The sequence below is a fragment of the Prochlorococcus sp. MIT 1306 genome (assembly GCF_047304515.1).
Taxonomy (GTDB): domain Bacteria; phylum Cyanobacteriota; class Cyanobacteriia; order PCC-6307; family Cyanobiaceae; genus Prochlorococcus; species Prochlorococcus marinus_D.
Genome location: NZ_CP138959.1, coordinates 715,649 through 738,540 on the forward strand (window position 1 = coordinate 715,649; position 22,892 = coordinate 738,540).

Annotated in this window: 32 protein-coding genes and 1 pseudogene; 17 read left to right on the forward strand and 16 right to left on the reverse strand. The window is 50.0% G+C overall.

Annotation, left to right across the window (positions count from 1 at the left end; all coding sequences use genetic code 11):
- Position 1 precedes the first annotated feature (1 nt).
- Positions 2–127, forward strand: a complete 126-nt coding sequence (locus SIB74_RS03790; RefSeq protein WP_413681774.1) for a hypothetical protein — start codon at positions 2–4, stop codon at positions 125–127.
- A 205-nt stretch (positions 128–332) separates the two neighbouring features.
- Here the strand turns inward: SIB74_RS03790 and SIB74_RS03795 are convergent, their stop codons facing one another.
- Positions 333–461 (reverse strand): hypothetical protein, encoded by a 129-nt coding sequence (locus SIB74_RS03795; protein WP_255359796.1) that lies wholly within the window; start codon positions 459–461, stop codon positions 333–335.
- 280 nt (positions 462–741) lie between these two features.
- Here SIB74_RS03795 and SIB74_RS03800 point away from each other — a divergent pair, with 280 nt between their 5' ends.
- Positions 742–996 (forward strand): hypothetical protein, encoded by a 255-nt coding sequence (locus tag SIB74_RS03800; protein WP_063395363.1) that lies wholly within the window; start codon positions 742–744, stop codon positions 994–996.
- A gap of 412 nt (positions 997–1,408) precedes the next feature.
- On the opposite strand, the gene SIB74_RS03805 is transcribed toward SIB74_RS03800, so the two are convergent.
- From SIB74_RS03805 to SIB74_RS03815, 3 genes are read right to left on the reverse strand one after another with little or no spacing between them, the layout of a single operon-like run.
- The gene (locus SIB74_RS03805; protein WP_063395361.1) at positions 1,409–2,119 is read right to left on the reverse strand and encodes a hypothetical protein; all 711 of its coding nucleotides are present in this window, start codon (positions 2,117–2,119) and stop codon (positions 1,409–1,411) included.
- Complete coding sequence (locus SIB74_RS03810) at positions 2,119–2,934, reverse strand: metallophosphoesterase family protein (protein ID WP_063395360.1); 816 nt, start codon at positions 2,932–2,934, stop codon at positions 2,119–2,121. Before SIB74_RS03810 ends, SIB74_RS03805 begins: the two co-directional genes overlap by 1 nt.
- A gap of 5 nt (positions 2,935–2,939) precedes the next feature.
- On the reverse strand, positions 2,940–3,725 hold the full coding sequence (locus tag SIB74_RS03815) for a GTP-binding protein (RefSeq protein ID WP_063395440.1): 786 nt from the start codon (positions 3,723–3,725) through the stop codon (positions 2,940–2,942).
- Between the two features lie 330 nt (positions 3,726–4,055).
- Here SIB74_RS03815 and SIB74_RS03820 point away from each other — a divergent pair, with 330 nt between their 5' ends.
- Entirely contained in the window at positions 4,056–4,181 is a 126-nt protein-coding gene (locus tag SIB74_RS03820) for a hypothetical protein (protein ID WP_255454330.1), read from the forward strand.
- Positions 4,182–4,444: 263 nt separating this feature from the next.
- Here SIB74_RS03820 and SIB74_RS03825 read toward each other — a convergent pair whose 3' ends face one another.
- Positions 4,445–4,696 (reverse strand): hypothetical protein, encoded by a 252-nt coding sequence (locus SIB74_RS03825; protein WP_011130342.1) that lies wholly within the window; start codon positions 4,694–4,696, stop codon positions 4,445–4,447.
- Between the two features lie 567 nt (positions 4,697–5,263).
- On the opposite strand from SIB74_RS03825, the gene SIB74_RS03830 reads away from it, so the two are divergent.
- The 3 genes from SIB74_RS03830 (at position 5,264) to SIB74_RS03840 (ending at position 6,397) form a co-directional block, all read left to right on the forward strand.
- Entirely contained in the window at positions 5,264–5,422 is a 159-nt protein-coding gene (locus SIB74_RS03830; RefSeq protein WP_156486065.1) for a hypothetical protein, read from the forward strand.
- A gap of 27 nt (positions 5,423–5,449) precedes the next feature.
- On the forward strand, positions 5,450–5,713 hold the full coding sequence (locus SIB74_RS03835; RefSeq protein WP_413681802.1) for a guanylate-binding protein: 264 nt from the start codon (positions 5,450–5,452) through the stop codon (positions 5,711–5,713).
- A 462-nt stretch (positions 5,714–6,175) separates the two neighbouring features.
- On the forward strand, positions 6,176–6,397 hold the full coding sequence (locus SIB74_RS03840) for a hypothetical protein (RefSeq protein ID WP_011130345.1): 222 nt from the start codon (positions 6,176–6,178) through the stop codon (positions 6,395–6,397).
- Between the two features lie 1,182 nt (positions 6,398–7,579).
- Here the strand turns inward: SIB74_RS03840 and SIB74_RS03845 are convergent.
- Both SIB74_RS03845 and SIB74_RS03850 read right to left on the reverse strand, forming a co-directional pair.
- Positions 7,580–7,939 (reverse strand): DUF2237 family protein, encoded by a 360-nt coding sequence (locus tag SIB74_RS03845; RefSeq protein WP_063395356.1) that lies wholly within the window; start codon positions 7,937–7,939, stop codon positions 7,580–7,582.
- Between the two features lie 126 nt (positions 7,940–8,065).
- Positions 8,066–8,722 carry a hypothetical protein gene (locus SIB74_RS03850; protein ID WP_063395355.1) on the reverse strand — a complete coding sequence of 219 codons (657 nt, stop codon included), beginning with the start codon at positions 8,720–8,722 and terminating at the stop codon, positions 8,066–8,068.
- 498 nt (positions 8,723–9,220) lie between these two features.
- On the opposite strand from SIB74_RS03850, the gene SIB74_RS03855 reads away from it, so the two are divergent.
- A complete protein-coding gene (locus tag SIB74_RS03855) occupies positions 9,221–9,352 on the forward strand; it encodes a hypothetical protein (protein WP_255359767.1) in 132 nt (43 codons plus the stop codon).
- A 362-nt stretch (positions 9,353–9,714) separates the two neighbouring features.
- Positions 9,715–10,329 (forward strand): thermonuclease family protein, encoded by a 615-nt coding sequence (locus tag SIB74_RS03860; protein WP_063395353.1) that lies wholly within the window; start codon positions 9,715–9,717, stop codon positions 10,327–10,329.
- Positions 10,330–11,621: 1,292 nt separating this feature from the next.
- On the opposite strand, the gene SIB74_RS03865 is transcribed toward SIB74_RS03860, so the two are convergent.
- Together SIB74_RS03865 and SIB74_RS03870 are read right to left on the reverse strand one after the other, a co-directional pair.
- Positions 11,622–11,927 (reverse strand): hypothetical protein, encoded by a 306-nt coding sequence (locus SIB74_RS03865; protein WP_063395352.1) that lies wholly within the window; start codon positions 11,925–11,927, stop codon positions 11,622–11,624.
- Positions 11,928–12,123: 196 nt separating this feature from the next.
- Positions 12,124–12,378, reverse strand: a complete 255-nt coding sequence (locus SIB74_RS03870) for a hypothetical protein (protein WP_063395351.1) — start codon at positions 12,376–12,378, stop codon at positions 12,124–12,126.
- Positions 12,379–12,703: 325 nt separating this feature from the next.
- Between SIB74_RS03870 and SIB74_RS03875 the strand changes: the two genes are divergently transcribed.
- On the forward strand, positions 12,704–12,994 hold the full coding sequence (locus SIB74_RS03875) for a guanylate-binding protein (RefSeq protein ID WP_082818450.1): 291 nt from the start codon (positions 12,704–12,706) through the stop codon (positions 12,992–12,994).
- Between the two features lie 955 nt (positions 12,995–13,949).
- Here SIB74_RS03875 and SIB74_RS03880 read toward each other — a convergent pair.
- Positions 13,950–14,150: a hypothetical protein gene (locus tag SIB74_RS03880; protein WP_063395349.1), complete on the reverse strand. Its 201-nt coding sequence runs from the start codon at positions 14,148–14,150 to the stop codon at positions 13,950–13,952.
- A 275-nt stretch (positions 14,151–14,425) separates the two neighbouring features.
- Between SIB74_RS03880 and SIB74_RS03885 the strand changes: the two genes are divergently transcribed.
- Entirely contained in the window at positions 14,426–16,057 is a 1,632-nt protein-coding gene (locus tag SIB74_RS03885; protein WP_063395348.1) for an FAD-dependent oxidoreductase, read from the forward strand.
- 65 nt (positions 16,058–16,122) lie between these two features.
- Here the strand turns inward: SIB74_RS03885 and SIB74_RS03890 are convergent, their stop codons facing one another.
- Entirely contained in the window at positions 16,123–16,935 is an 813-nt protein-coding gene (locus SIB74_RS03890) for a VanW family protein (RefSeq protein ID WP_063395347.1), read from the reverse strand.
- Positions 16,936–17,102: 167 nt separating this feature from the next.
- On the opposite strand from SIB74_RS03890, the gene SIB74_RS03895 reads away from it, so the two are divergent.
- Together SIB74_RS03895 and SIB74_RS03900 are read left to right on the forward strand one after the other, a co-directional pair.
- Positions 17,103–18,500 (forward strand): ParB/Srx family N-terminal domain-containing protein, encoded by a 1,398-nt coding sequence (locus tag SIB74_RS03895; protein WP_413681775.1) that lies wholly within the window; start codon positions 17,103–17,105, stop codon positions 18,498–18,500.
- Positions 18,501–18,699: 199 nt separating this feature from the next.
- The gene (locus SIB74_RS03900) at positions 18,700–18,837 is read left to right on the forward strand and encodes a hypothetical protein (protein ID WP_156486064.1); all 138 of its coding nucleotides are present in this window, start codon (positions 18,700–18,702) and stop codon (positions 18,835–18,837) included.
- 206 nt (positions 18,838–19,043) lie between these two features.
- Here SIB74_RS03900 and SIB74_RS03905 read toward each other — a convergent pair whose 3' ends face one another.
- The 3 genes from SIB74_RS03905 to SIB74_RS03915 form a co-directional block, all read right to left on the reverse strand.
- The gene (locus SIB74_RS03905; RefSeq protein WP_041385049.1) at positions 19,044–19,316 is read right to left on the reverse strand and encodes a DUF3303 domain-containing protein; all 273 of its coding nucleotides are present in this window, start codon (positions 19,314–19,316) and stop codon (positions 19,044–19,046) included.
- Between the two features lie 80 nt (positions 19,317–19,396).
- Positions 19,397–19,738 carry a DUF1330 domain-containing protein gene (locus SIB74_RS03910; protein ID WP_063395345.1) on the reverse strand — a complete coding sequence of 114 codons (342 nt, stop codon included), beginning with the start codon at positions 19,736–19,738 and terminating at the stop codon, positions 19,397–19,399.
- 214 nt (positions 19,739–19,952) lie between these two features.
- Positions 19,953–20,225 (reverse strand): hypothetical protein, encoded by a 273-nt coding sequence (locus SIB74_RS03915; protein ID WP_231906008.1) that lies wholly within the window; start codon positions 20,223–20,225, stop codon positions 19,953–19,955.
- A 106-nt stretch (positions 20,226–20,331) separates the two neighbouring features.
- Here SIB74_RS03915 and SIB74_RS03920 point away from each other — a divergent pair, with 106 nt between their 5' ends.
- Entirely contained in the window at positions 20,332–20,508 is a 177-nt protein-coding gene (locus tag SIB74_RS03920) for a DUF1651 domain-containing protein (RefSeq protein WP_156486080.1), read from the forward strand.
- A 205-nt stretch (positions 20,509–20,713) separates the two neighbouring features.
- Here the strand turns inward: SIB74_RS03920 and SIB74_RS03925 are convergent, their stop codons facing one another.
- On the reverse strand, positions 20,714–20,842 hold the full coding sequence (locus SIB74_RS03925; protein WP_255359795.1) for a hypothetical protein: 129 nt from the start codon (positions 20,840–20,842) through the stop codon (positions 20,714–20,716).
- A 42-nt stretch (positions 20,843–20,884) separates the two neighbouring features.
- On the opposite strand from SIB74_RS03925, the gene SIB74_RS03930 reads away from it, so the two are divergent.
- Complete coding sequence (locus SIB74_RS03930; protein ID WP_063395343.1) at positions 20,885–21,076, forward strand: hypothetical protein; 192 nt, start codon at positions 20,885–20,887, stop codon at positions 21,074–21,076.
- Between the two features lie 395 nt (positions 21,077–21,471).
- Here SIB74_RS03930 and SIB74_RS03935 read toward each other — a convergent pair whose 3' ends face one another.
- On the reverse strand, positions 21,472–21,912 hold the full coding sequence (locus SIB74_RS03935) for a hypothetical protein (protein ID WP_063395341.1): 441 nt from the start codon (positions 21,910–21,912) through the stop codon (positions 21,472–21,474).
- A 143-nt stretch (positions 21,913–22,055) separates the two neighbouring features.
- On the opposite strand from SIB74_RS03935, the pseudogene SIB74_RS03940 reads away from it, so the two are divergent.
- The 3 genes and pseudogenes from SIB74_RS03940 (at position 22,056) to SIB74_RS03950 (ending at position 22,888) form a co-directional block, all read left to right on the forward strand.
- Positions 22,056–22,265 (forward strand): annotated as a pseudogene (locus tag SIB74_RS03940) (Nif11-like leader peptide family natural product precursor).
- Between the two features lie 27 nt (positions 22,266–22,292).
- Positions 22,293–22,625 carry a DUF3303 domain-containing protein gene (locus SIB74_RS03945; RefSeq protein ID WP_063395340.1) on the forward strand — a complete coding sequence of 111 codons (333 nt, stop codon included), beginning with the start codon at positions 22,293–22,295 and terminating at the stop codon, positions 22,623–22,625.
- A gap of 140 nt (positions 22,626–22,765) precedes the next feature.
- Positions 22,766–22,888 carry a hypothetical protein gene (locus SIB74_RS03950; RefSeq protein WP_255359794.1) on the forward strand — a complete coding sequence of 41 codons (123 nt, stop codon included), beginning with the start codon at positions 22,766–22,768 and terminating at the stop codon, positions 22,886–22,888.
- Positions 22,889–22,892: the final 4 nt, after the last annotated feature.

Here is a 22,892-nt window from a genome sequence, read left to right on the forward strand (position 1 = left end):
AGTGATCAAAGGTCGCCAGAGGAAGGAAGAGCTCGCCTTACTGAAAGCCAGATCGATGGATCCCGATGTGGCTGACCTAAGGGAGCGATGGAAAAGACTGCAAAAAGTGGGCTGGAGGGCCAAGTGAGCCGTGTGGTGAGGGTCGTTTCAACCCTTCTGCTCGTAGATCAGCGGTGGAAAGTTAGGCCCTTGGTTTTTGTGCGAGAAGTTCTTTCAAAATCTCCTTTTGCTTGGCGGCAGCGAGCCTGTAGCCCCTTTCGAGATCTGTTTCTGTGGGTTCCTCCTTGGGAGCATCTTTTTTGTTTCGACGACCGAACATCCCAGTTATGGACTTACTGAGCATTGAGGAGCTGGAAGGCTTGCTCAGCTGATGGTCTCACATGGCCAGCGATGGCAAGAACAAGCGCAAACGTGCGCAGCGTGAGAAGAAATAGCTCGAGAACCTTATTGCTGAATTTCAAGACAACGGCGAGCTATAGGAGCCAAGCGCGGGGCAGTTCTAGGTGCTCGAGGAGTTCATCGCAGAGAAGCCTCCAGGCTTGAACCTTGCTCAAGCCATGCAACTCTTGTATTCCCTTGACGATGCGACCTGTTGATCGATGGATTTTGAGTCGCGAAAACCGTACCTGTGACGTTCACGATGGGATGTCTATCGCCGACCGGCCCTGGTTCTCACGACCTTTTTGGTTCGGTTGAACATTCTGGTGGAGTCAAACTGTAGGGGTCTTGAAGAGAACACTCATGTATTCACTATTCGATTCCGTCTTTGACGTTCCATTCGGCTACAGCATTGCTCGTGATCGCGTTGTTGTGATCCCTGATTCGCAGTACAACAAGCTGCGTGCCCAAGAAAACGAGCGCCAAGTTGCCAAACTTGAAGCTCGCAAAGAGCATCACTCTCAGGTGATTGAGCGCCTCAATGAGCAGATCGGCGAACTCCAAGCGGCCCTGCCAGCAGCTGAGCCAGACAAAGAGTTAGCGGCCACAAAAGAGTGATCGCTAACGGCAGCTGGAGTGGGACCCCTCTGCCGTCGTTTGCTGGGATACAACAGCACGTTCTACGGGGCCTGCGGGCCCCTTTTTCTTGTCTGAGTTGGCCAGTTGCTGGCAAGTGACAGTTAGGGGTTATTGGATAGGAGTGAAGATTGGGGGCGTGGTTAACAAGGCAATGCCTACCTGCCCTCCTCCGCTCATAGCTCCAGGTTTTTTTATTGTGGCTTCAGCGGACAAGGAATGCTTAGGGAAAGGAGCCAATGATTGCTTCAAAGGGGAACTGCTTGAGCGTTTAAAAGCTTTCGCTTTTCTAAGCATTGGATCGTAAGAGAGTGTTAAACCCCATTGCCATCAAGGGTTTAGGCGCTCCTGTCTTTCACTGAACTTTTAACTTGTCCTGTTGGGCAGGGTTAGTTCAAGCAAAACCGCGATGCTTGGATGGCGTTTGACTTCCGGCAGTGAGGAAGTCGATTTGATCGCTGCCTGGGTCGTACAGGGTGTAATGAGGGCCAGCTCCGATGCCGATCACGCTCCGTTTGGGAACCGTCTGTTGATGTTGCTGTTGACCCTCCAAATCCTTGACTTGTGAGTCGATACCTCCACCTGTTAACTCAAGACGAAATTGCTTAGTGCTGCGTGCAGTGAACAGTCTGTTCACATCGAGTCGTGTGAGGCGATCAAGGAGCACTAACGGTGAGCTCTCTGGCGTCAGGTTGTCGCCAACGTCCGCCGAGCTGCCATGGATGAGACCACAATCCAGTTCAATGAAGCCGAATTGAAGAGAGGCCAGCCAGTTCAAGTGAGCAGAATCAACAGCATTGACAAGTGCATGCACAGCATCTTCTCCTTGGTTGAGACGTAGTGCTTCGGCATTTCGATCACCACGAAACCCGCGCTCTGCAAGCAATTGTTCTTCCCACCACCCATAGATGCATTGGGGTTTTAATTCATTGCGATGAGGGTTTTGCAGACGGTTCAACAGTGCGTTGCAGTTGCGATCAGGACCAATCAGATCTCCCAAGACAAAGAGGGTCTCTACCCCACGGGTTTTCTTTAAGTCTCGCTGGATGAGGTTATAAACCTCCAAATCTCCGCGGAGACCGCTTACGAGTGCCCAGCGATCCATCAGCGTTCACACACGTGGCTGGCGTCTTCTGCTTGTTCGGCATATTCGAAGCCATGGCTCAAGCGCCAGGCGAACACTGGAGGTAGCCCCGCTTCAACAATGGCTTGACAGGTTCGCCCAACGTCATAGCTCACCTCTTTGATCTCAACCTCATCAGTGGCATCGTTGTGAATCACATAGGTGGCGCTGTTACTGCCGTGACGTGGCTCGCCCACAGAGCCAGCATTGACGATTCGACGCATTGGCAAATTGAGCTCGTGTTCCCCTGCGCTGTGGCTGCCGGCGTTTTGCAGGCGCACATGAATTGATCCATTCCGCAGTTCACGCACATAAGGCTGATGAGTGTGTCCACAGAAAAGGGTCTCGGCTCCTGCCGTTTCCACCCTTTCGAGTGCTGCAAAGGCATCCATATTTGGCAGCAGATATTCGTGTTGGCTATTGGGGCTGCCGTGCACAAACAGGAGCCGATCTCGACGTAACGATGTCGGCAGACTGGCCAGAAAGGCCTTGTTCTCATCAGTCATCCGCTCGGCTGTCCACTGATGGGCCAGGTGTCCGCGCCGTTCAGCCAGCTGAGATGGGTAACTGCACTCGCATGCATTCAGTCCATCGATGATGTCCTCGTCCCAGCAGCCCTGACAAGTGGGTATGGCACGTTCTCGCACCAGCTCCACAACTTCGTTGGGTTGGGGGCCGTAGCCCACTAAATCGCCAAGGCAGGTGATCGTCTCGATCCCTTGTTGATCAATGTCATCCAGCACCGCCTCGAATGCAGCGAGGTTGGCGTGCAGACACGAAATCACAGCATGAGCCATAACAATCAGCGTGAGTGAGTGAGTTCTGGTTGCCGATCTCGCAGAGGTGCCTGATGCATCTCCAATACGGCATCGTTAAGCAGGCAGTCGTCGATCGTCGACTGAGCGCCGACTGCATCGAGCGCTTTGCCTTGAACCACCAATTCAGACACTCGAGTGGGGCGGCCATTTGGTGGTGCAACTGCTTGCAGGGGCAGGAACTGTGAACCGTCCTGAGTCATCATCCAGTTGCAGAAAAATGCACGACCATCAGGCAGATTCATTAATGCCTTGGCTCGGTAAACATCGCCATAGGCACCGTTCACAAGTTCGAACCAGAAGCTGTTGAGGCTGCTGGGGTCCCAGACATATTTGTGAAGGCTGATGGTCCAGGATTCGAGCTTGCTGAATTCCAGGGTGTCTCGCTTCGGCAATTCAGGCTCTTGGCCGAAGTGGAGATGGCGATCAGGGAGCAGCTGAAATGCTTCGAGCTGAGCTTTGACGCGAGGATCGATCCCGATCAGACCACTCTCCTTGGGAGGGCGGAACTGGGGAACTTCGATCAATGCCAGCAAGTCGTCCGGTTGGGATGCAAGGTCTAGATGCGGATCAGTGAGGTCTCTCAGTTGAGGAATCTGATCTTGGAGAAAGGCAAGATCTATTCCTGTGTCGGGGGCCTGTTCAAGGCCTTCATCGGCGTAACCCTTAAGTCGCAGGTATCCGCAAGAGCCTGGGTGGCTCTGCATCGTGTTGAGGATCCAGGTTGTTTTGCCGCAGCCGGGAGGCCCCGAAATCAGCCAAGTTTTGCTCATGGTTGTAACAACAAGGCTGTTGGCTGATTGAGTGGAATTCGCATGGTCATCATTTGGGGTTGGTCCAACCCGCCGCCCTGAAAGGCCCCTGAGTCTCCAGCCGTGGCCTCGGCCGATAGGCGGAGAACCAAGACCAGGAATGGGAATGGGAATCATTCTCATCATGACTGGTTTGATTCCCTCCTGTCCACCCCCATCAAGAGATTGATTCGTTGGCTCAATAGGGGTGAGGGCAAAATCCATTAGTAGAGGTCCATGTGCTTGCCTCATCGCTGTATGGACCTTCGCCATTGGTCTCTACTGGCAGTGGCTGCATGACTGATTGGCGTTTTGTCTCTTCTTTTCGTGCAGATCGATTTAGGGATGGAAGAAGCCATCCCACAAAACCCAGAGGAACAGCCCATCCCTGACCCGCCAGAGACGTATGGCGAAGGCAAGATCTTGATGGGCGACTGACAATGATGCGTGAGATGAGGCGCGACGCGCCGTATTTGTTGCCTGACCCCAAGGGCTAGTGATTTCTGCAATTCATGGATTGCGCTGGCCCTAGCGATCTCGATCGCGATATCGAGTTGTCCAAGGCCGCTCGATGAAGGCTGAGCCTGCCTTACTGAAAACCAAGACGATCAATCCTCACGTGGCTGATGCACTTGAGCTATGGAGATAGCGCAAGAAAGATCTGTAGCAGGAGTTCTACCCCTCCTCAGGGTTAAGGCGTCTTAGTCCTCCGTTCGTGAAGCGCTATCAGCGAAGGTTTTTTCCAATCGCTCTTTGATTGCGTCGTTTGGTGCGATCTTGCGCCGCGAGCTGCCCTTCTGTTGAGAACTGAAGTTAAAGAGCCCTCCTGCTTTTCTCACTTCGCTGGCCCGATCAGGGCCTTTCCTGATCGTCAGTCTGAACAACCACCAAAAACCAAGGCCAAATAAGACAAGCAAAGAGAGAAGAAGTGCTAAAGCAGCGTTCGTCTCCATAGCAGGTCAAAGGGGTATTAAAACTTAGACCACCTGTTGTACACCGGCAGCCTTGCACACATCTGATCTGCGTAAATCGAAAGACCGGTGGAGTGTGCACCCCCGCGGTGTTCGAGGGCCTTTAAGGGCTTTTAGAGAAGGTTTCCTCTAACTGTTTTCTGATTTTGTAGCTCTGGATGCTGTCTTTTGGTTTGACCTCTTGTTGAGACCTGAAGTCAAAAAGACCTGTTCTCCCCCATCCGTTTGCCCCACCACGGCCATTTCTCATCGTCATTCCTACCCACCAAAACTGAAGGCCAAGGAAGACAAGCAAACAGATCCCAAGAGCGATATAGCCAGCATTCATCTCAATTCAGAGCGTGTTGCATAAGAGAAGCCTTGCACACATCTGATGGGCTTACATGACCAGATAGAGCAAGAACAATAAAAGTTGCTCCCAATCTGAGAAGAATTGGATCGGGCCTCTTATTGCTGAAGATCAGATCAACGGCGAAACCAGCGATCCAAGCGAGTAGCGGTTCTATGTCATCAACAAGATCACAGGAGAGAAGCGTTTGCTTTGAAACCTTGCGCAAGCAAAGAAGCTCTGGGGTTCCCTCAAAGATGCGATGGATTGATCGATGGATTTTGATTCGCAAAAACCGTACACGAGCCGTTCAGGTGGTGATGTCTATCGCCGACCGGCCCTGGTTCTTACGACCTTTTTGGTTCGGTCGGAACTTCTGATGGCGTCATGCTGTAGATGTCTTGAACATGCACGACATGTATTCACGATTCGACGAAGTCTTCAATGCTCCCTTTGGCTACACCATTCCTCGTGATCGCGTTGTTGTGATCCCTGATTCTGCGTACAAGGCTGCTCAGGAACGTCAAAACGCACAGCGCGTTGCTCGTCTTGAAGCACGCAGAGCAGAGCATCTTTCAGTTGTTGATCAGCTCGAGAAGCAGATTGCCCAATTGCAGCCTTCTCAGCAAGAACCAGTGCCAAACAAAGGGTTGGCGGCAGCTGAAACCTGACCGCTAGCACCTATGGGTGTGGGAGAGAAAAGACCTCCTGGTTCCTCGGGGGTCTTTTGTTCCTAAGGCAATCTTTAACTGCAGCGTGATGGTGCACACCTCCACAAGATCAACACCATGGCTTTAAGAGGTGAGTTGCTGAGCAACAAGGGAAAAGTCAGCTTGGATTAATTCAAAATGAATCAGCAGATTTTTCTGACCAAATGGCTCAGTAAACGAGGTGAAATGATTCAGTCTTCAGCTTGTTCTCTTCTCCCAAGCCGATTTTATCGATGATCTTAAGGAGCTTGCTCTGATGGTTGGTGATCATCCAGTTGTTGATTGCTGCTTGCGTGCTTGCGTCTATTCACCAGTTTGGGGCACTTATAGGCCGGCTAATCCATCTCTCTCTTACTGTTTCTTCTTGACTTCTTTTTTCTTGGATCGGAGTTGTATTTTTAACGGACCGGAACGATCCATTGAATGCCAAACCAACAGCGGCTGCGAGCCCGCTTGCTGGAGTTCCTGAAGTTCCGAGTTCTGGCTGCTCAGGAGGAGTTTTTCACACCCTGGCAGAGCAAGGCTGGAATCGATTGCATCAAGCTACGTGCTTGGCTCTCTGATGTTTGGCCAGAAGCCCTTGCTCTCGATGACGACCAGTTGAAGCAGGTGCTTGATCAGGCGCGCTGGCTTTATGTGAACTGAGGCTCCAAGAGAAAGAAGGCTCCCTTCAGGCTATTGGGAGAACCAAAGAAATACATTCGCCAATGCGGCTCAAGCTCTGATGCTCTTCTTGCTGATCGGAGCTCTGGCTGCTCCTTCTAGAGCTGAGAAATCTATACGCCAACCTTGACTATCAGAAAAATACTTCGACCTATGCCCACAGTGGTGCGTCGGAGAAAGATGGGGCGACTCAATCAAAGAGTGGAGTCAATATCTGCAGAATGAGGAGAGTAAGGAATGGGAAGAGGCGACGAGAACCGACTGCATCAAGGTTTGGGCTCCTTCTATCGATGGCACTGGCTGGAAGCAGGGCGACGTTGATTGCGCAGATCGAGGTCTATCTCCTCTGCCATAAAAAAAAGGCCCTCTGGTAGGTACAGAGGGCAGCTCATGCGTTCGTTCCAACTTTGGCTAAGTCACAAGGCGTTTGCACGCACCAAGGCAACAAGCTTAGGTATCAAATGCCCACTCGCATAGCAACAGGGGGGAGTAGACGTTCTCTTTGATCCAAGATCCCTAGTCCCTGTTTGTTTTATCCCACCTAAGCAGCGCCAGGCTGATCCCACATCATTAGCAGCCAGCGGTCAGCAATCTGCTCCGCGAGCTGGTCAACAACTGCGAGCTGGTCGAGTTCACGAGCTTTGATTCACTTCTTCTCTCGTTTGGCAGGCGTTCGCCTGTTCTTGCCAAAGCCGCTCATATCGAGCCCATGCCAGTTGTATGCAAGGCTTCCTGTATGGAGATGAACGCTGGCTACATAGGGCTTGGGCTCTGTTTTCTTGTTTTCGCTGGACTTCAGTTCTGGTGGCTAGGTATGACGATGGGACTATTCAGTAAAAGAAGGGACTTACAAGTCGAATTCAAGCCTCCAAAGGAAGTCGGCACAAACTTCAAGCCGCAAAGGGATCTTAGTCCAATCAGTCGGGACGACGAATTTAAAAGGCGCTTGGAGCAGACCTTTGCTGAAAGCCCTTCGCAAAGGGAGGACTGATAACAACTATTGCCACTATTCCTTAAAGTAATGAGAAGTATTTAGCTCTTCAACATATATAAATATGATGGATACGAAAGTATTGTTAGAAGAGTATAAATAATGATTCTTTGTCACGTCCGAGATATCGATCATATCTTTTAGTGCTCTAAATTCTCAAAGATTGATGCAGCTCAAGCATGACTGTATTGCTTGAGTATCTGAAGATCTATAGCTGTTAAAACCTCAATATTCGTTGCCTCTAATCGAATATTTGGTGCCATGCCATCATCATAGGCTTGTTTCCAACGAGATGCACATACACACCAATGATCACCTGGTTTTAAGCCTGAGAAGCCATACTGAGGCATTGGTGTTGATAGATCGTTCCCTTGAGCTTTGCTATAGGTCAGAAATTGCTCGCTGATCACGCAGCAAACCGTATGCTGACCAAGGTCATTCCCATCAGTTCTACATTTTCCGTCTCGATACCAACCCGTGTTCGGATCACAACTACAAATCTCGAGAGGTTCGCCTAAAACATTTCGATCCATTTGCAAATGACTGATTAGCTAAATCCTATAGGTTTAAAGCTACATGGCAATAGCAACTGAGCCTTAGCATTTGCTTTAGATAAATATAGGTAGTGCTCTGCCTGCCTCAGGTAAGAAGAATTCTATTTACAGCTGATGAATCCAACTATCAACCACGCTAAAACTTGGTCGTTCTGGATCACTAAAATCTAGTCGGTACTTTTTAACCTCGTAGCCCCATCCATTCCCAGAGTGATATTCGTATTCAATAACTGATGAACCCGCTTGTCTTTCGATGTTATGGAGGAACAGGCTCCTGCCTGGGGTCTCGATGGGTGAGTTGTCTCTGAAATTATTCTTCGAAAGGCAGAGCTTCCTGCTTCCATCACCATATCTTATTGCGAAGATCAAGTACTTATTCCCATAAGCGTTGAATCTACTTGCGTAATCGATTTGCCAATTCCTAGGATCAAAAGAATCACTTGCTAGCTCACAATCGGCTCCAAATGCTCTTTTAGCTTTAGAGATTAGTGAAGAGGATTGGCATGATTTTTCAATATCATTCCTAACATTTACTTGCCGAGCACCTGAAAGCTCCTCCAGCCTTTCAATTGTAATCCAATCTTTGTCGTTGACTCCACGACCAATTATTTTGCTTTTCCAGAGCCCTTCTCTGCAATTATAGCTATAAGTTGTGCCTTCAATGACTTTATCCTTTGCCTCCGCAGAGATTGTTGATGAGCAGAGTAATATGCCAGCTAAAGCAGATTTGAAGATGAAACCTGAGATTGGCGTGCGTCGCATATAGAGGCTTGAAGATCATTTATATATTTTAGCATAATTAGAAGATTCCGTTCTTGAATGTTATGTCTTAGCCGTTCTAGACTTGGAATCTGAGAATAATTAATGGATTTAGATTGTATACACTAGCAAGAGGATTTTCTGGTTTTTACGCGAGCGAAAGTAGCTCAGCGGATTGGACTTTTTAACAACGCGATTTCTAGCCGCTTGTGGACCTCCTCTTCTTAGATGCGAACCCTGAACACAAACGTGGCATCTACTGTGAGTTGTTCAGTGAGATCAGCATCAGGAGCAGGCTTGAGCTAAGGCGGGTCTTCTCTTCTAGACACGGCCATGTCTTAAGCCTAGATAGAGCTTCGTGACTTGTGAGATAGGGCACCGGAATCTTCACCAGCAATGCCATAGACCCCTTCTATTTCTTGACTTACGGTGCTTCCTCCTATCACCATGAGATGTGATCAGGCAAAATTGAGTTAGATGAGATCAAATGGAGGTTTAGGCGTGACTGTTCACGAAAGAGATGTCGATGATGATTCCTATGACGAAGTTGATGAGTACCTCAGCAGCCAAGAATCTGATGAGGAAGAACGTGCTTACTTTCCAGTTGAAGACTCAAAGCCGCCTCACTACTGAGACACTTGTCTTTGAAAAGATCAATAAGAATTTGAAATCTCAATTGCCTTCGGGAACCTTTGATCGATGGCAGCAGATAACTAAAGATTTTTGTGCCAAGGCATGTGCCGCTTATAGGCAAGGCACGATTGACACGCAGATGATCATTGGCTGCCATGACAACCTCAACCGTGCTCTTCTGAAGGAACTAAAAGGGCTGGGAGAGAATTGATGGAGCAGTTGCACTGGAGTTATCTCGAAGTTGGTTTGCTGGTTGTTTTCTACTGGGGTTTGATGATTTGGTGGATCAGGAGAGCTAAGAGAAAGAAAGACCTTGCTAAACCGTTGACTGAGAAGGAGTTTGCTAAGTGTTTGGATCGGATATGGGCAAGGCACTTCTAGTTCTGCTTCTTACTCTTTGGGCAGTGCCATCCAATGCAGCAGAAGTGCTTTCGATCGGTGATGGTGACACTCTCACCGTCAAAGAAGGCAACCTTAGAACCAAAGTGCGCCTTGCCTGCATTGATGCTCCAGAGACTTCCCAATCGCCCTATGGCAAAGCAGCACGGCAAGCACTTAAGAGTCTTCTGCCGGTTGGGTCTGATGTGACTCTCCGCTCCAAGGCAACTGACCGCTATGGAAGAACCGTGGCAGAGGTGATCCTTAATGGCAGCAACATCAACCAGTCATTAGTGAAGTCGGGAAATGCCTTTGTCTATTGGCAGTCCATCAAAGGGTGTGATCGTCAGACCTACTCACGCCTAGAGACCTATGCCCGATTGGGAGGTATTGGCATCTGGTCTGTTCCTGGGGGGATACAGCGACCTTGGGACTACAGGCAAAGCAAGCAGAGCAACAGCAAGAGAAAGCGTTATCGCTGCAAAGACACCAGCTCATGGAGTGCAGCGCAGGAACTGCTTAGACAAGGAGACTCCCGTCTGGATGGGGATAAGGTTGGGGAGGCATGTGAGTCGATCAGGCGGCAGATTGCAACTTGATGACGGTTTCGTGCCGATAGGAGCCTGATAGAGCATTGTCTTAGCGGAGGCTCTTTAGCGATGCAACATCCCATTTGGGTAATCCTTGCTTGGGCAGTTGCTTGCTTTGCTGTGGGCATGAAATTAAGAAGACTCTCCCATCTACTCTTCCAGAAGACACTGAATGGATCATTCGCAACAGAAGACTTCAGAGCATCGCTAGAGCGTATCTGGGAGAAGCAAATAGTGCGGTGAAACTAGCTTTCGAGAACTCTTGCATGATTTTAATTAAAAAGGTATGAACCCATAGTTAATTTCCACTGGCGTATCTCACTATGGAAATAACGGCAATGATGATTACACCATATGTCCAGATTGCTCCACTTCTATTCGTTAGCCTCTCTAACCAAACAGGAAACCCTGAAGCATTATTGATCAGTAGATAGGCTAGACCCAAGACCAACATGGGAATGCCTAGCGCTAGTAATAAATCCATTGCTTTAGTCCATTACCCCTAACTATATCCTTTATGTCGTTAAAACAAGTATTCTCTCAACACAAAGAAAAAACTATAGTTTCTTTGGGGCCGATTTAGTCCTATTACCTGATAGTGTTCTTCCATCAGTCCGGCAGGAAATCATAAAAAGAGCATAAGAGAGTGGGTTACTAGCTCATGCAGCCATGGCAAAGTAAATCGGTTCTAAAGGTCACAACCTTGGCAGGTTCACTGCTGGACTTGAGAGTATGTATGGGAGCCTGGAGATACCTGCACCGAATTCGAGGGCTTAAAGCTAGCCGATGTCCACTGATCTCAAGGTAATGTGCAAATGCCAGGGCATCAAGTACTCAGAAATCTAAAGAGTTCAATCCGTCTGAAAGGCTGCCTTCCGTATTCTCCTTGAGCTATGTCTTGTCTGACAGACTATTAACTATCTTTCATCTTACTGCTTGCTGCCCGAGGTGGTCCAGGCATCATTTACTTAAATGGACTGAGTCAGTGGATAGAAGTTTGTTTTTGCTCGATTTCATTAAGAAGACGAATGTGTTGTATGTCTTGTTGAACATATAAACAAACTTTTAATCTAAAATTCATACTAGAGCAACGCTCCAAAAGATCTATAGGGGCGTAGTCTCTCTGGCCTGTGGGATGGCTGCATGCTCAAAAGGTGCTTCATTATCTACTTCCCTTTTTGCTGTAGCTATCAGGCCACTTCAATTGAAGGAATGAAAAAAGAGTGCGGTCTCTCTCCTTTTTCTTCATGGGGCACACCAGCTGTCTGTTCATCGCATAGCAGCTGTGTGTTCTCAAGTACCTAACGATCAACTAGATAACGATTGTTGATTAACTCATCAAAGACTGTTGCGCCTCTTGCTTTCTTCCCAGCTGATACAGGAGTGACCTGATCAAGTACAGCGGCAAAGCAAGTGATCCAGAAACTACCTTTGCAGACACCAGCTGATTGGCAAATGTGATCAGGAGCGACTTCTATACAACCCTGCGTTCGAGAAACTTTGATACTTGCGATTTGGGAGTCCAACTCTAGATCCAATAGCTGTGCCTCTCTTACAGTTATTGCTGTACCTGCGGCATGACATTCGAGCAACATTTGATAGTTCATTGATAGACCAGCTGCTAGTAGATATTATCTTTAAATGTTTAGCGGCGAGTCATTTCAACGCTAACCCATCGGTCTCTCTAGCAGCTTCGCACACCTCGAAGAGGCGAGAGCTTTTTGAAAAAAGAGAGTTGGAGGGCCATGTCAGCCCTTGGTCAGGGGTTGTGTCAACCTCCTGCACTAGTTCAGAGCTAGCAAGTCAAGCTCTTGGCTTCTGCTCGAGAAGACCTTTCAGGATTTCCTTTTGCCTAGCAGCAGCACGGATATAACCTCTTTGTAACTCTGCTTTAGCCAATTCCTTCTTTAGAGGAGCTTCTACCTCCGCCAATTCCTTCTTTAGACGAGCCAATATCTCAGCGATTTCGTTTTTTAGACGAGCCTCTGCCTCAGCCAATTCGTTCTTGATACGAGCAATCCGAAGATCGATCTCCTGCTCGCTTTCCTTGCTGCTCATCTAGATACTGAAGGGCTCGTCAAGCTGATGTTCTCACATGGCCAGGAATGCAAGAACAAAAAGTTGTGCCCAACCTTAGAAGAAGGGGATCGAGGCTTGTATTGCTGAATGTCAGAACAACGGCGAGGCCAGCGAGCCAAGTGAGGGTCAGGTCTTCGTCATCGACAAGATCACAGGAGAGAAGCCCTGGCCTGCCCTCGAAGATGCGATGGGTTGATCGATGGATTCTTATTGACGCAAACCGTATTCGAGACGTTCAGGAGGTGATGCCTAGCCCCGACCGGCCCTGGTTCTTACGCCCTTTGTAGTTCGCTCTCACGTTCTGATGACGTCATGCTGTACAGGTCTTGAACTGCACGACCTGTACTCACGATTCGACGAAGGCATCAATGCTCCCTTTGGCTACACCATTCCTCGTGATCGCGTTGTTGTGATCCCTAATTCTGAGCACAAGGCTGCTCAGGAGTGTCAAAACGCACAGCGCGTTGCTCGTCTTGAAGCACGCAGAGCAGAGCATCCTTCAGTTGTTGATCAGTTCGAGAAGCAGATTGCCGAATTGCAGCCTGCCCTACATGAAGTAGATCCATATACAGAGTTTGCCCCCACCAAGGAGTGATCGCTGGGCGGATGCTGGCGATCAGCTGGTCGTTTGTTAGTTGTTGATTCCTTCTGTTCTCACACAGAGGGTATTTTTAGTGTGCACATTTCAGCGATCGTTGAGGACAAGAGCACGAGAAACGCACCATCAATCCAACCGCTCTGCGTAGTCTCTTAACACTTCTGCAATTTTGTGCGGTGGGATCTCTTGCTGATATTCCCTGCACAGATCGAAGAGCTTGTCTGTGAAGTCCTTCATAGGACTTGGCTTCTTGGTTTCAGTCATTGAGCAATCTCCACATCAGGAATCCTGGCATGCGGCTAAAAAAAGAGCCCCCCTAGGGGCTGGTTTGTTCTTTCTGCTTTTTCCAAGCAGTGGCTCATAACGTCCTCCTCCATTGGAGATACCCTTTTAGTGTTTGTGGGCTTCTTCAGTTGCTTGTGCAGCTCTCGAAGCGCGAATATGGGAAGCATAGAATTAATAGCCATGACAACTAGAGCAGGTGTGCCCATGCCCTGAAACGCCATGCACTTATGTGTTAGTTCCCTTGTTGTCGTTACCTGTCGTCATCGCTAAGAAAACGCTTGCGGCGCAATCTTGATCGTTCGACAGACGCCATTTCGGCGACGTCAACCACCCAAGCCGGTTGTTGGTATGGCATCACGGTTCAAAAGCAATACAAAGCCCTTGCAACTGCAGGGGCTTTGTATTGCTTTAACCACCTCACTCTTTGCTTAAAATGACATTCGATAGTTGGCAGCTTAAACTTACAAATAACAACCAATTTCTAATCTCATGTCAGAAGAACAACTCATTGAGGGTCTTCATACCCATTGCAAACATGTTGAGCAATAGCAAAACCACATCCTTGAGTATCTAGAATGCATAAGCGTAGACAACTCTCGCCTCCTTAAGTTAAGAGTGTGGTAGCAAGATCAGAAAGAGAACTGACGGTGGCGAGTTAACCCTCTGATCATTCAATAAGTCCATCTGCCTCCAGTTCCTCTCGATGCTTAAGGGCTCTTCTCAATTGGCCTGCAACAAAAGGAATGTGGAGTGCATACTTCTGCAGTTGAGCCCGCTCCTCGAGGCTGACAGGTTCTCCAGTCGCTAAGCGATGGATGATCTCCTCAACACGTCTACGAGTGTCTGTTCTCAGGGTGCGAAAAACCATTTTTTTAAACAGCCCTCCTAAGCGTTAACCCAATTTAGGTCAGTTTTTAGGAGCTCTTAACGAGAGAGAGGGGTCTTGCTGCGCTGCCTCTGAGGTGTTTCCTACAGGGCTCGGGCTAGCTGCGCTCCCCCCTGTAAGGAGAGACGAAGAAATAGTAGTTGCTCTGTGGAGACAATGAAGACTTCCTTCAAGAGTTGCCTTTGTCACAAGGTGGCTAAGGAAGCCCATGGTTCATGAGTTCATCTCTTTAGGTTGGGCCGATGTAAAACAGCTTCATGGCCGAAGGTTTTCCGGGTAAAAAGCAATCTCATGCGGTTGTCATCGGGGCCGGCTGGGCTGGCTGGGGTGCGGCCAAGGCACTCTGCGAAGCGGGTGTTCGCGTAACCCTGATGGATGGGATGGCGGATCCAACCGGTAGTCAGCCCCTCACCACGCCAAGCGGCAAACCGTTCGAGGCAGGCACCCGGGGGTTCTGGAAGGATTATCCCAACATCAATGCCCTGACGGCAGAGCTCGGGCTCGGCTCGATCTTCACGGAGTTCACCACTAGTGCGTTCTGGTCACCCGAAGGCCTGGAGGCGACGGCTCCTGTCTTCGGTGACGCTCCGCTGTGGCCGAGTCCCCTGGGTCAGGTTGCTGCAACGATCAATAACTTCAAGCGCCTGCCTGTTGCTGATCGGCTCAGCATCGCCGGCCTGCTCTACGCCATGCTCGATCTGAACCGCAGCGATGCGGTATACACGAGCTACGACTCGATCGATGCGCTGACGCTGTTTAGACAGCTCAGGATCAGTGATCGCATGATCGATGATTTCCTGCGGCCAACGTTGCTGGTGGGGCTGTTCAAGCCGCCGGAGGAGCTGTCGGCCGCTGTCACGATGGAGCTCCTCTACTACTACGCCCTGGCGCATCAGGATTCCTTCGATGTGCGTTGGATCAGGTCGAAAAGCATCGCCGAACAGCTGATTGCCCCGCTCAGTGAGCGGCTGCAGGAGCAGCATCAGCTCGAGGTGCTGGGCGGCACCCTGGCCACCCGGCTGAACGTCTCGCCGGAGACTCAGGCCATCCGCTCGGTGGCAACCCGTTCCGTAACAAGCGGGAGCACCGGTTTAATCGAGGATGTCGATGCCGTGGTGCTTGCGGTGAGTGCCAAAGGAATGGGTGCTTTGATGGCGCAATCCCCACAGTGCGGCGCGCTGGCGCCAGAGCTTGTGCGTGCCGCCACGCTCGGATCGATCGATGTGGTGTCGATCCGTCTGTGGCTGGATCGCACCGTGCCGGTCGCCGATCCCGCCAATGTGTTCTCACGTTTCAGCGCACTAAGAGGCGCCGGCGCCACCTTCTTCATGTTGGATCAACTGCAGCGGGAGTCGGAGCAGGCGCTCTGGGGTGATCAGCCACCGCAGGGCTCGGTGATCGCCAGCGACTTCTACAACGCCTCGGCCATTGCCGAGCTGAGCGATCAGGAGATCGTCGACTGCCTGATGCAGGATCTGCTGCCCATAGCGCAGCCTGCCTTCAGGGGGGCCAGGGTCGTGGATCAGGAGGTGCGGCGTTATCCGAGTTCGGTGTCCCTCTTCTCGCCGGGAAGTTTCAGCAAGCGGCCACCAATGGAGACGTCACTGGCTTCGGTGGTCTGCGCCGGCGACTGGGTGCGGATGGGCGAGAAAGAACATGGTGCTAAAGGCCTTTGTCAGGAACGCGCCTACGTGTGTGGTCTGGAAGCGGGCAACTCACTGCTCAGGCGCGGGATCGTGAGGGGCGCCGACCTGCCCAGGACCCTGCAGCACTCTGTGATCCCCATCCGTGCCGATGAACCGCAGGTGGTGCTCGGGCGTGCGCTTAACAAGCTGGTGATGGACCCCCTCGAGGCCTTCGGGATCCAGTGGCCTTGGTTGGCTAGCTAGCTGGCGATTCTCAAGGGATTGGCGATGACGATTCAACAGGCTGAGATTCGTTCAGTATCAAGGCATCATGGCGCCGCTTTCAGCAACGGCTCGTACATCATGATCGCGTGATTTTCCACCAGTAGCTGTTCCGTTTCAACACCATCGGATGCTGTGCAGATCCGATAGAGCTGATTGTGCCTCGAATAGCCGCCCCAGATCTGCTGCTGGATCCTGTGATGACGCTCCTCGACGCTGTAGATGCAGTCGTAATCCACATCACAGCTGAGTTCACCATGCAGATGGATGTCATCCAGCCATAGATGAATCGCGAAGCAATAGGGCGTGTTGTTGGTGATCTGCAGATCCACATAGTTGTACGCCAGCGTTGCTCCGGCACCAAAGGGAATGGTTCGATTCACATCCGGGAACACATCAAAACCATGCCTCCAGCGCTCCGAAATCGTGAGCGGACTGTGGGCCGCCATCCAGAACAGCAGATTTCCCAGCTGACAGAGCCCTCCTCCTGTCCCCCTGGAGATCCTGCCCTGATTCAGCACCAGACCCTCTAGATAGCCCTTCCGTCTAGTGGGTCGTCCGACCAGCTTCCACACGGACATTGTTTCCCCCGGACGAATCAGGATTCGATCCAGTTGCGCAAGCGCTAGCTCCAGATTCCTGCGCTTGTTGTGCTGAAGCACCATATCCACATCCCTTAAAGGGCGCAGGATCAGAGACTGATGGCTGAATTTGCGGTGGCTTGCCGTCAGGACGTCGCGTGTTGTCGCCCATTGTCTGGAGCCGAACAGCCAGTTGGCTTTGCGTCTGGCGATGTGATATTCCCGACCCAGCAGTTGTCGAACCCTGCTGCGGTGAATCGGTTTGGGAATTTCAAACATCGCTGAGCCCTGAGTTATCTCGTTTTGAACCGACCAGGCTGTTCATTCTGACAAGACTGGTCAAAGGCGAGGATGGCCAAAACGATCAGGTCTGCAAAGGAGCCATGGCTATTATTTCCAATAAATTATAAAAAATGTCTGCCTTTTTACAACGCATCATTGACCGCATGAAAAAGAGCAAAAATGATGTTCTCGAGCTGGAACTGAGTGAGATCAAGGCAGGGCAACCAGCGATCGGTAAGGACCAGGTTCTCTACAAGGTTGGGCGTTACGACGGCGTGAACTGGATTCTCGAGGATGGATATCCGGTGCATGGACGGACATTCAGTGATGATGAAAAAATGTTTGATGATGTTGCCTACGCCAACGGCCAAAAGGTTGACAACGCAGTGATTGTCAGGTTTGACGATTCAACCCCAGGAAATCCAGACAGCTACTACGTTTTTAACGAGAACTGGGAGAGAGTCGCACCCGGCACCGTGACCAACGGTATGAAAACAGTGGTGATCGGCCCCGATAACAACCCTTACCTAACCGATGGGCACCATACGCTGAACACTTTTTCACAGATGAAGCGAGGAGGATTCGAAGATTTCAAGATCAATCTAGTTGTGGAAGCCAATTACTCAAATCTGAAAGACAAAAATAACAATGGCAGTTCCATGGATGAATTCTGGATAGAAATGGCCAACAGCGGCAACGCCTGGCTCAAGGTTCTCAACGAAAACGAACCTGGATACCGTTATCTGAACGGTGTGAAGGGAGAGCAGGATGAATACATGGTTCACTCCGTGGACCTGGACAGGTTCAAGGGTCAGCTGCCAGAAGAAATGAAACCGGAGGCCTTCAGGAATGACCCCTATCGAGCCATCATGAATTTCACAAGAGGAATCGCATGGGAGGCGCCTGAAGGAACAAAAGCCGATGGATTACCCTTCCTTGAATTTTACTGGGCGGAAGAAATCCAGAATGCCATTGGTGATGGCAATATCGCTCTTGATGTTCATACAGAGGCCTCTCCATACAACCTCTCCGATCTCGACAGTTATGTCTCGGCAGTGCAGGAGATCTCCAACTGGATCATCAATCTTGAGCCAGATACCATCATCGGCACCAGTGGCTTTACAGCCAGGGAGATGGGCCAGAAACCAGAGATCGATGCAGGGAAATTAAACAGCCTGATCGATTCCGGCAAGACGCTTGAAGCCTCATCATCCGATGAAAAAGACGCCGTCGATGTGCCCAGTTTCGGAAAACTCGGCTACGCCTGGGCGCAACGAAACGGAGGAAGCGAAGGCAACGACAGGCTTACGGGCCTTCCCGGACCAGACCTCTTCGTACTGTCACCCGGAAACGATGTGATATCGGATTTCCGCATCGGCGAGGATTCCATCAGCGTTGCGGGAACTCCTGACCTGCGCTTCAGACAGACAGGAGAGGGACTGTTGATCCGTGCCGGAGATGACATCTGCACCCTGCTTCTGAATGTGCACAAGGATGCGTTTCTGGCTCATGAACCGGCCCATCTGCATATCATTCCAGTCCAGGACGACAACCTGATCTGATTATTCGCTGCAGTTCCCAGTTGATGATTCAGGGCCGGAAGCACACGTCGTCTTGATGTCGTCTTCCACCTGAACGGCTGCCGGTCGTTGTTTTGGAACTGAAGAACCACGCCGATGAGAAGGTAGACGTCTGGGCAGCGTTAAGCAACTTCAGACCTACAAGGACAACATCCCAGACCAGTTCACCTCCAACGTGCTGATGTTGATCAGTGATGGCACCGATGCCCGTGTCGGGTCATTGTCTGCTTCAAGGGAGCGTTCTCAGGAGCTTGCTCTCACTGGTGTCATTACCGGTTTTCCCGCGCATGAACAGGCGGCTGTGGATCAAGCCGCCTAGCACGCCTGTTATGCACAGCAGAGCAGTAGCCATGGGGAAATAGGCGCTTCGTGCAATGAGGATTCATGCGTTTGTCTTACCCTCCCCCAAATCGGGGAGGGTTGGTGAATATTCAGTGAGAAAGAGGCGATGTCAGCTACAGCTTCCCCAGGAGCCTCTGAGGTTCCAACTGGGCTAGGACCTTGCATCACTCCTTGCAATAGAGGTTAGCTATAAACCTTTGCAATCAATGGGCCTGCCTGATCATCCGTGAAGACGGGAGTCACGTCCCAGTCAAGGAACTCAGCCCACTCAGCTGCATGCTCATAGCAGACTCCAGCGTCGTTGGTTTCGACAATGATCCAGCCTTGTACAGAGCCTGGTGCGTGAAAGCGCTGCCAAGACTTGCACTCAGGCATCGGGGCACCTGTCGCAAGGAACTGACGAGCTGCTTTCTCGTGATAGCCAGTTTTAAAGCTCCAATGCATCAGAAAGGTCATGTCAAACAAAAAAAAGCATCAGCCTTCTAGTCGATTTACATCAAAGGCGATGTCACCCAAGTAACAGTTTTAAGAAACGACTACTTACCCATGGCTCTCCTTAGTTTTGCTGCTTCATCCATACCTTCCATGATCGTGAAGGTTGCATTCTCTGTGGCTGCGTAACGGATTTTGCTTAGCTCTTGATACTCAGCTGATTCATAAGCATCGACGGCCGCTCTCATTGAAGGGAACTCACAAATCACTGCCAAGTTCGCTCCTTCTGTCTTCTCTTTCCCTTGAGGTTCTGTGTCTTTAGCAAAAACCACTCCACCAACTTCTTTGAGCCAAGGTCCAACCTTCTCAACGTACTCAGCAAATAAAGCTGGATTGGTGACTGTTGAAGTGCTGATCCAATAACCCTTAGCGCCTTTCTTGTCCATGCATAGCTTCTAGAAACCCCTAGAGCATCGCACTTTATTCGTGTATTGGGTTTGTCGCCAATTTTGTGGTGGGTCCCCATAGGGAAGCGGTCTCAACAGATATGAGCTGGTGTCGAGGCCGGCGTGACAACTGTCGAGTCGGCGCCTGAGGCCCACCAACAGTCACTGGAGAGCGGAGACCCCTCGACTGGCAGCTTCGGGAGGCATTCTGTCTTTATCGAGCTTCGTCGTCTTCCGGAGGTATTGGCGGAGGAATTGTGCCTGAGCCTTCTAACGCGTCTCCGACCAGAGCAATCTCTTGAGGAGTACTCGGCAGGTGGAAAACACCAGAAAGCAGATCACACGCACGATCCCTCAAGGTGTCGTCACCAGTTTCTTCGCTAAATCGGACAGTCTCTTTGATCAGTTGGATCAACTCATCGTCAACCTCTTCGGCCGCCTGCCAGCGTTCGAACAGCTCAGCGAAGTCGGCCTCATTCATCGTCATGACCTTCTGAAATTTCGAAGGGGATCCCTGCTTCTTTCATCTCCATCTCCTGCGTGAGAAGAGACTCTTGATCAGAGAGCTTCTCAGTGGGGTCTTCAAATAGTATCTGCGCTTTAAAGATGTTCTCGGCCGTAGTTCCTTAGACCCCCCCATCGAAGTGATCAAAGGTCGCCAGAGGAAGGAAGAGCTCGCCTTACTGAAAACCAGATCGATGGATCCCGATGTGGATGACACAAGGGAGCGATGGAAAAGACTGCAAAAAGTGGGCTGGAGGGCCAAGTGAGCCGTGTGGTGAGGGTCGTTTCAACTCTTCTGCTCGTAGACCAGTGGTGGAAAGTTAGGCCCTTGGTTTTTGTGCGAGAAGTTCTTTCAAAATCTCCTTTTGCTTGGCGGCAGCGAGCCTGTAGCCCCTTTCGAGATCTGTTTCTGTGGGTTCCTCCTTGGGAGCATCTTTTTTGTTTCGACGACCGAACATCCCAGTTATGGACTTACTGAGCATTGAGGAGCTGGAAGGCTTGCTCAGCTGATGGTCTCACATGGCCAGCGATGGCAAGAACAGGTGCAAACGTGCGCAGCGTGAGAAGAAATAGCTCGAGAACCTTATTGCTGAATTTCAAGACAACGGCGAGCTATAGGAGCCAAGCGCGGAGCAGTTCTAGGTGCTCGAGGAGTTCATCGCAGAGAAGCCTCCAGGCTTGAATCTTGCTCAAGCCATGCAACTCTTGTATTGCCTTGACGATGCACCTATTGATCGATGGATTTTGAGTCGCGAAAACCGTACCAGAGACGTTCAAAACGGGATGTCGATCGCCAACCGGCCCTGGTTCTCACGACCCTTTTGGTTCGGTTGAACATTCTGGTGGAGTCAAACCAAGAGGGGAGTGAGGGGAACAAGCATGGATTCACGATTAGCTTAAGACGACATCCGATAGCTGGCACAATTGAGATCATTTGCTGCCTGGCTTTGGTCGCTTTAGAGCTAGCCAATACACTCCATACACATGAGATGAAGCAAAACCAAGCCCTTCAATTCTTATCTCTACGGATAAATCTATTTCCTCAAAGTAACCACCAAGGCTTCGCTCTATATCAGCATCTCGGATACCATCGACTCGTCTAAATCTAAATACAAGCTGATGCCAATCCTTACGTATCTCATCTTACTGAACGTCCAAATCACATTGATTTACTTGAGAAAAGTAAATCAAGCTTAATCAATAGACTATGGGAAAAGCAATCAATCCTCTCAATAGTTCTGAATGCACTGGTACGTCGTCTTGAGCATTGACGAAGGCAATGTAAAAGCATACTTAAGAGCTTCTCCTGCTCTCCGACAACCTTTCAATGTGACCATCGGTATTGACTGAACCGCGAGCGATTCGGATTCAGCCAAAGGAGTTTTAAAGCTATTTATTAGGGCGAGTCTTTTATCGTAGCTAATGGTATCAATCTCCTTGGCATTTACGCCCATTGATGCAAGAATTTGTTCCTGGTCAATTACTGCCTCCTGTTGCGGTTCACTAACCATACTTGATTCAATCTGATCATCTTCAACTTCGTAGGAAGTCATGACTACAACCATAGTGTATTTCTCCCCAGCCTCTTGAGCTTCTGCAGGTGCTGTTATCAACAAGGGGGCGCAGATTGCTGTTGTTGCTGCAAGCGTGAGTAAAGGTTTAAAGTGCATTGTTGTATAGAAGGGCTTGAGAAGACGCTACACTTTGATTTGTTATCCTGCAGTAAAGCCACATTTTTGTAAATATTTTGTAGCATCTTATGCAATCCAGTTCCATGTTGAAAACGCCTTAGGAAATTAAATTGACGATGTAAATATCAAGAGCATTCATCGCCAAGGTTCAAGCAGACACCTCTCTTTAGGACCAGCTCAAAGTAGAAGGCGCAGATCCTGTTGCTATTGCCAAAGCTGCTGGGTTTGTGATCACCACAGAAGACTTAAAAGCACATCGGCAAAACCGTTCTGATGAAGAGCTGGATCTTAATATCCTGACGAACTGTAAAAATATCTTTTTGCTCATGTAGAAAGTAAATTCCTTCGACTCACCACCAATGCAGCTCTTTCTATGTGATGCCCAATTCGAAGATATTGATCTTCAGAAAGCCGCCTATGCCCAGTTCATTGAACTATGGGAAAGTGGAGCCATGGCAAAGGAAGATAAATTTGAAGGTTTTGAACTCCTTTTCCGTGTTCATGCGCCAGGCGAAGGGCGTGTCGTCATCTTGTGCAGGGCAGAGAGCGATAAGCAGCTGTTCACACATTTCGCTCCCTGGCGTGCTCAATTTGGAATTGTGATGGAATTTACCCCTGTTATGAGCTGTCAAGATGTGGTTGATGCGCATAAAGATCTGTTTGCCAAGCTTCCACCCCGCAGTGCTGTTTAATAGAATCAATCAAACAATTCATGACCCCGCCAAGTGCGGGGTTTTTTTTATTGCTTACTGATCCTCAGCAAAGCTGAAACTGCCTACTACAGCGGGCAGCAGCAGAAGCAAGGCATTCTGCGCTGAATAGCTCCTTCTCAATGCAGCATTCCCTTCGTCTTCTTCTGTCGCTTGCTGGTGCTGCTGCTCTTGCCTCAGTGAGTTCTCCGATCCAACCAGTCGCTGCTCAAGAGGACGGCAGTGCAGCAGATCTTTATGTATGAGTGA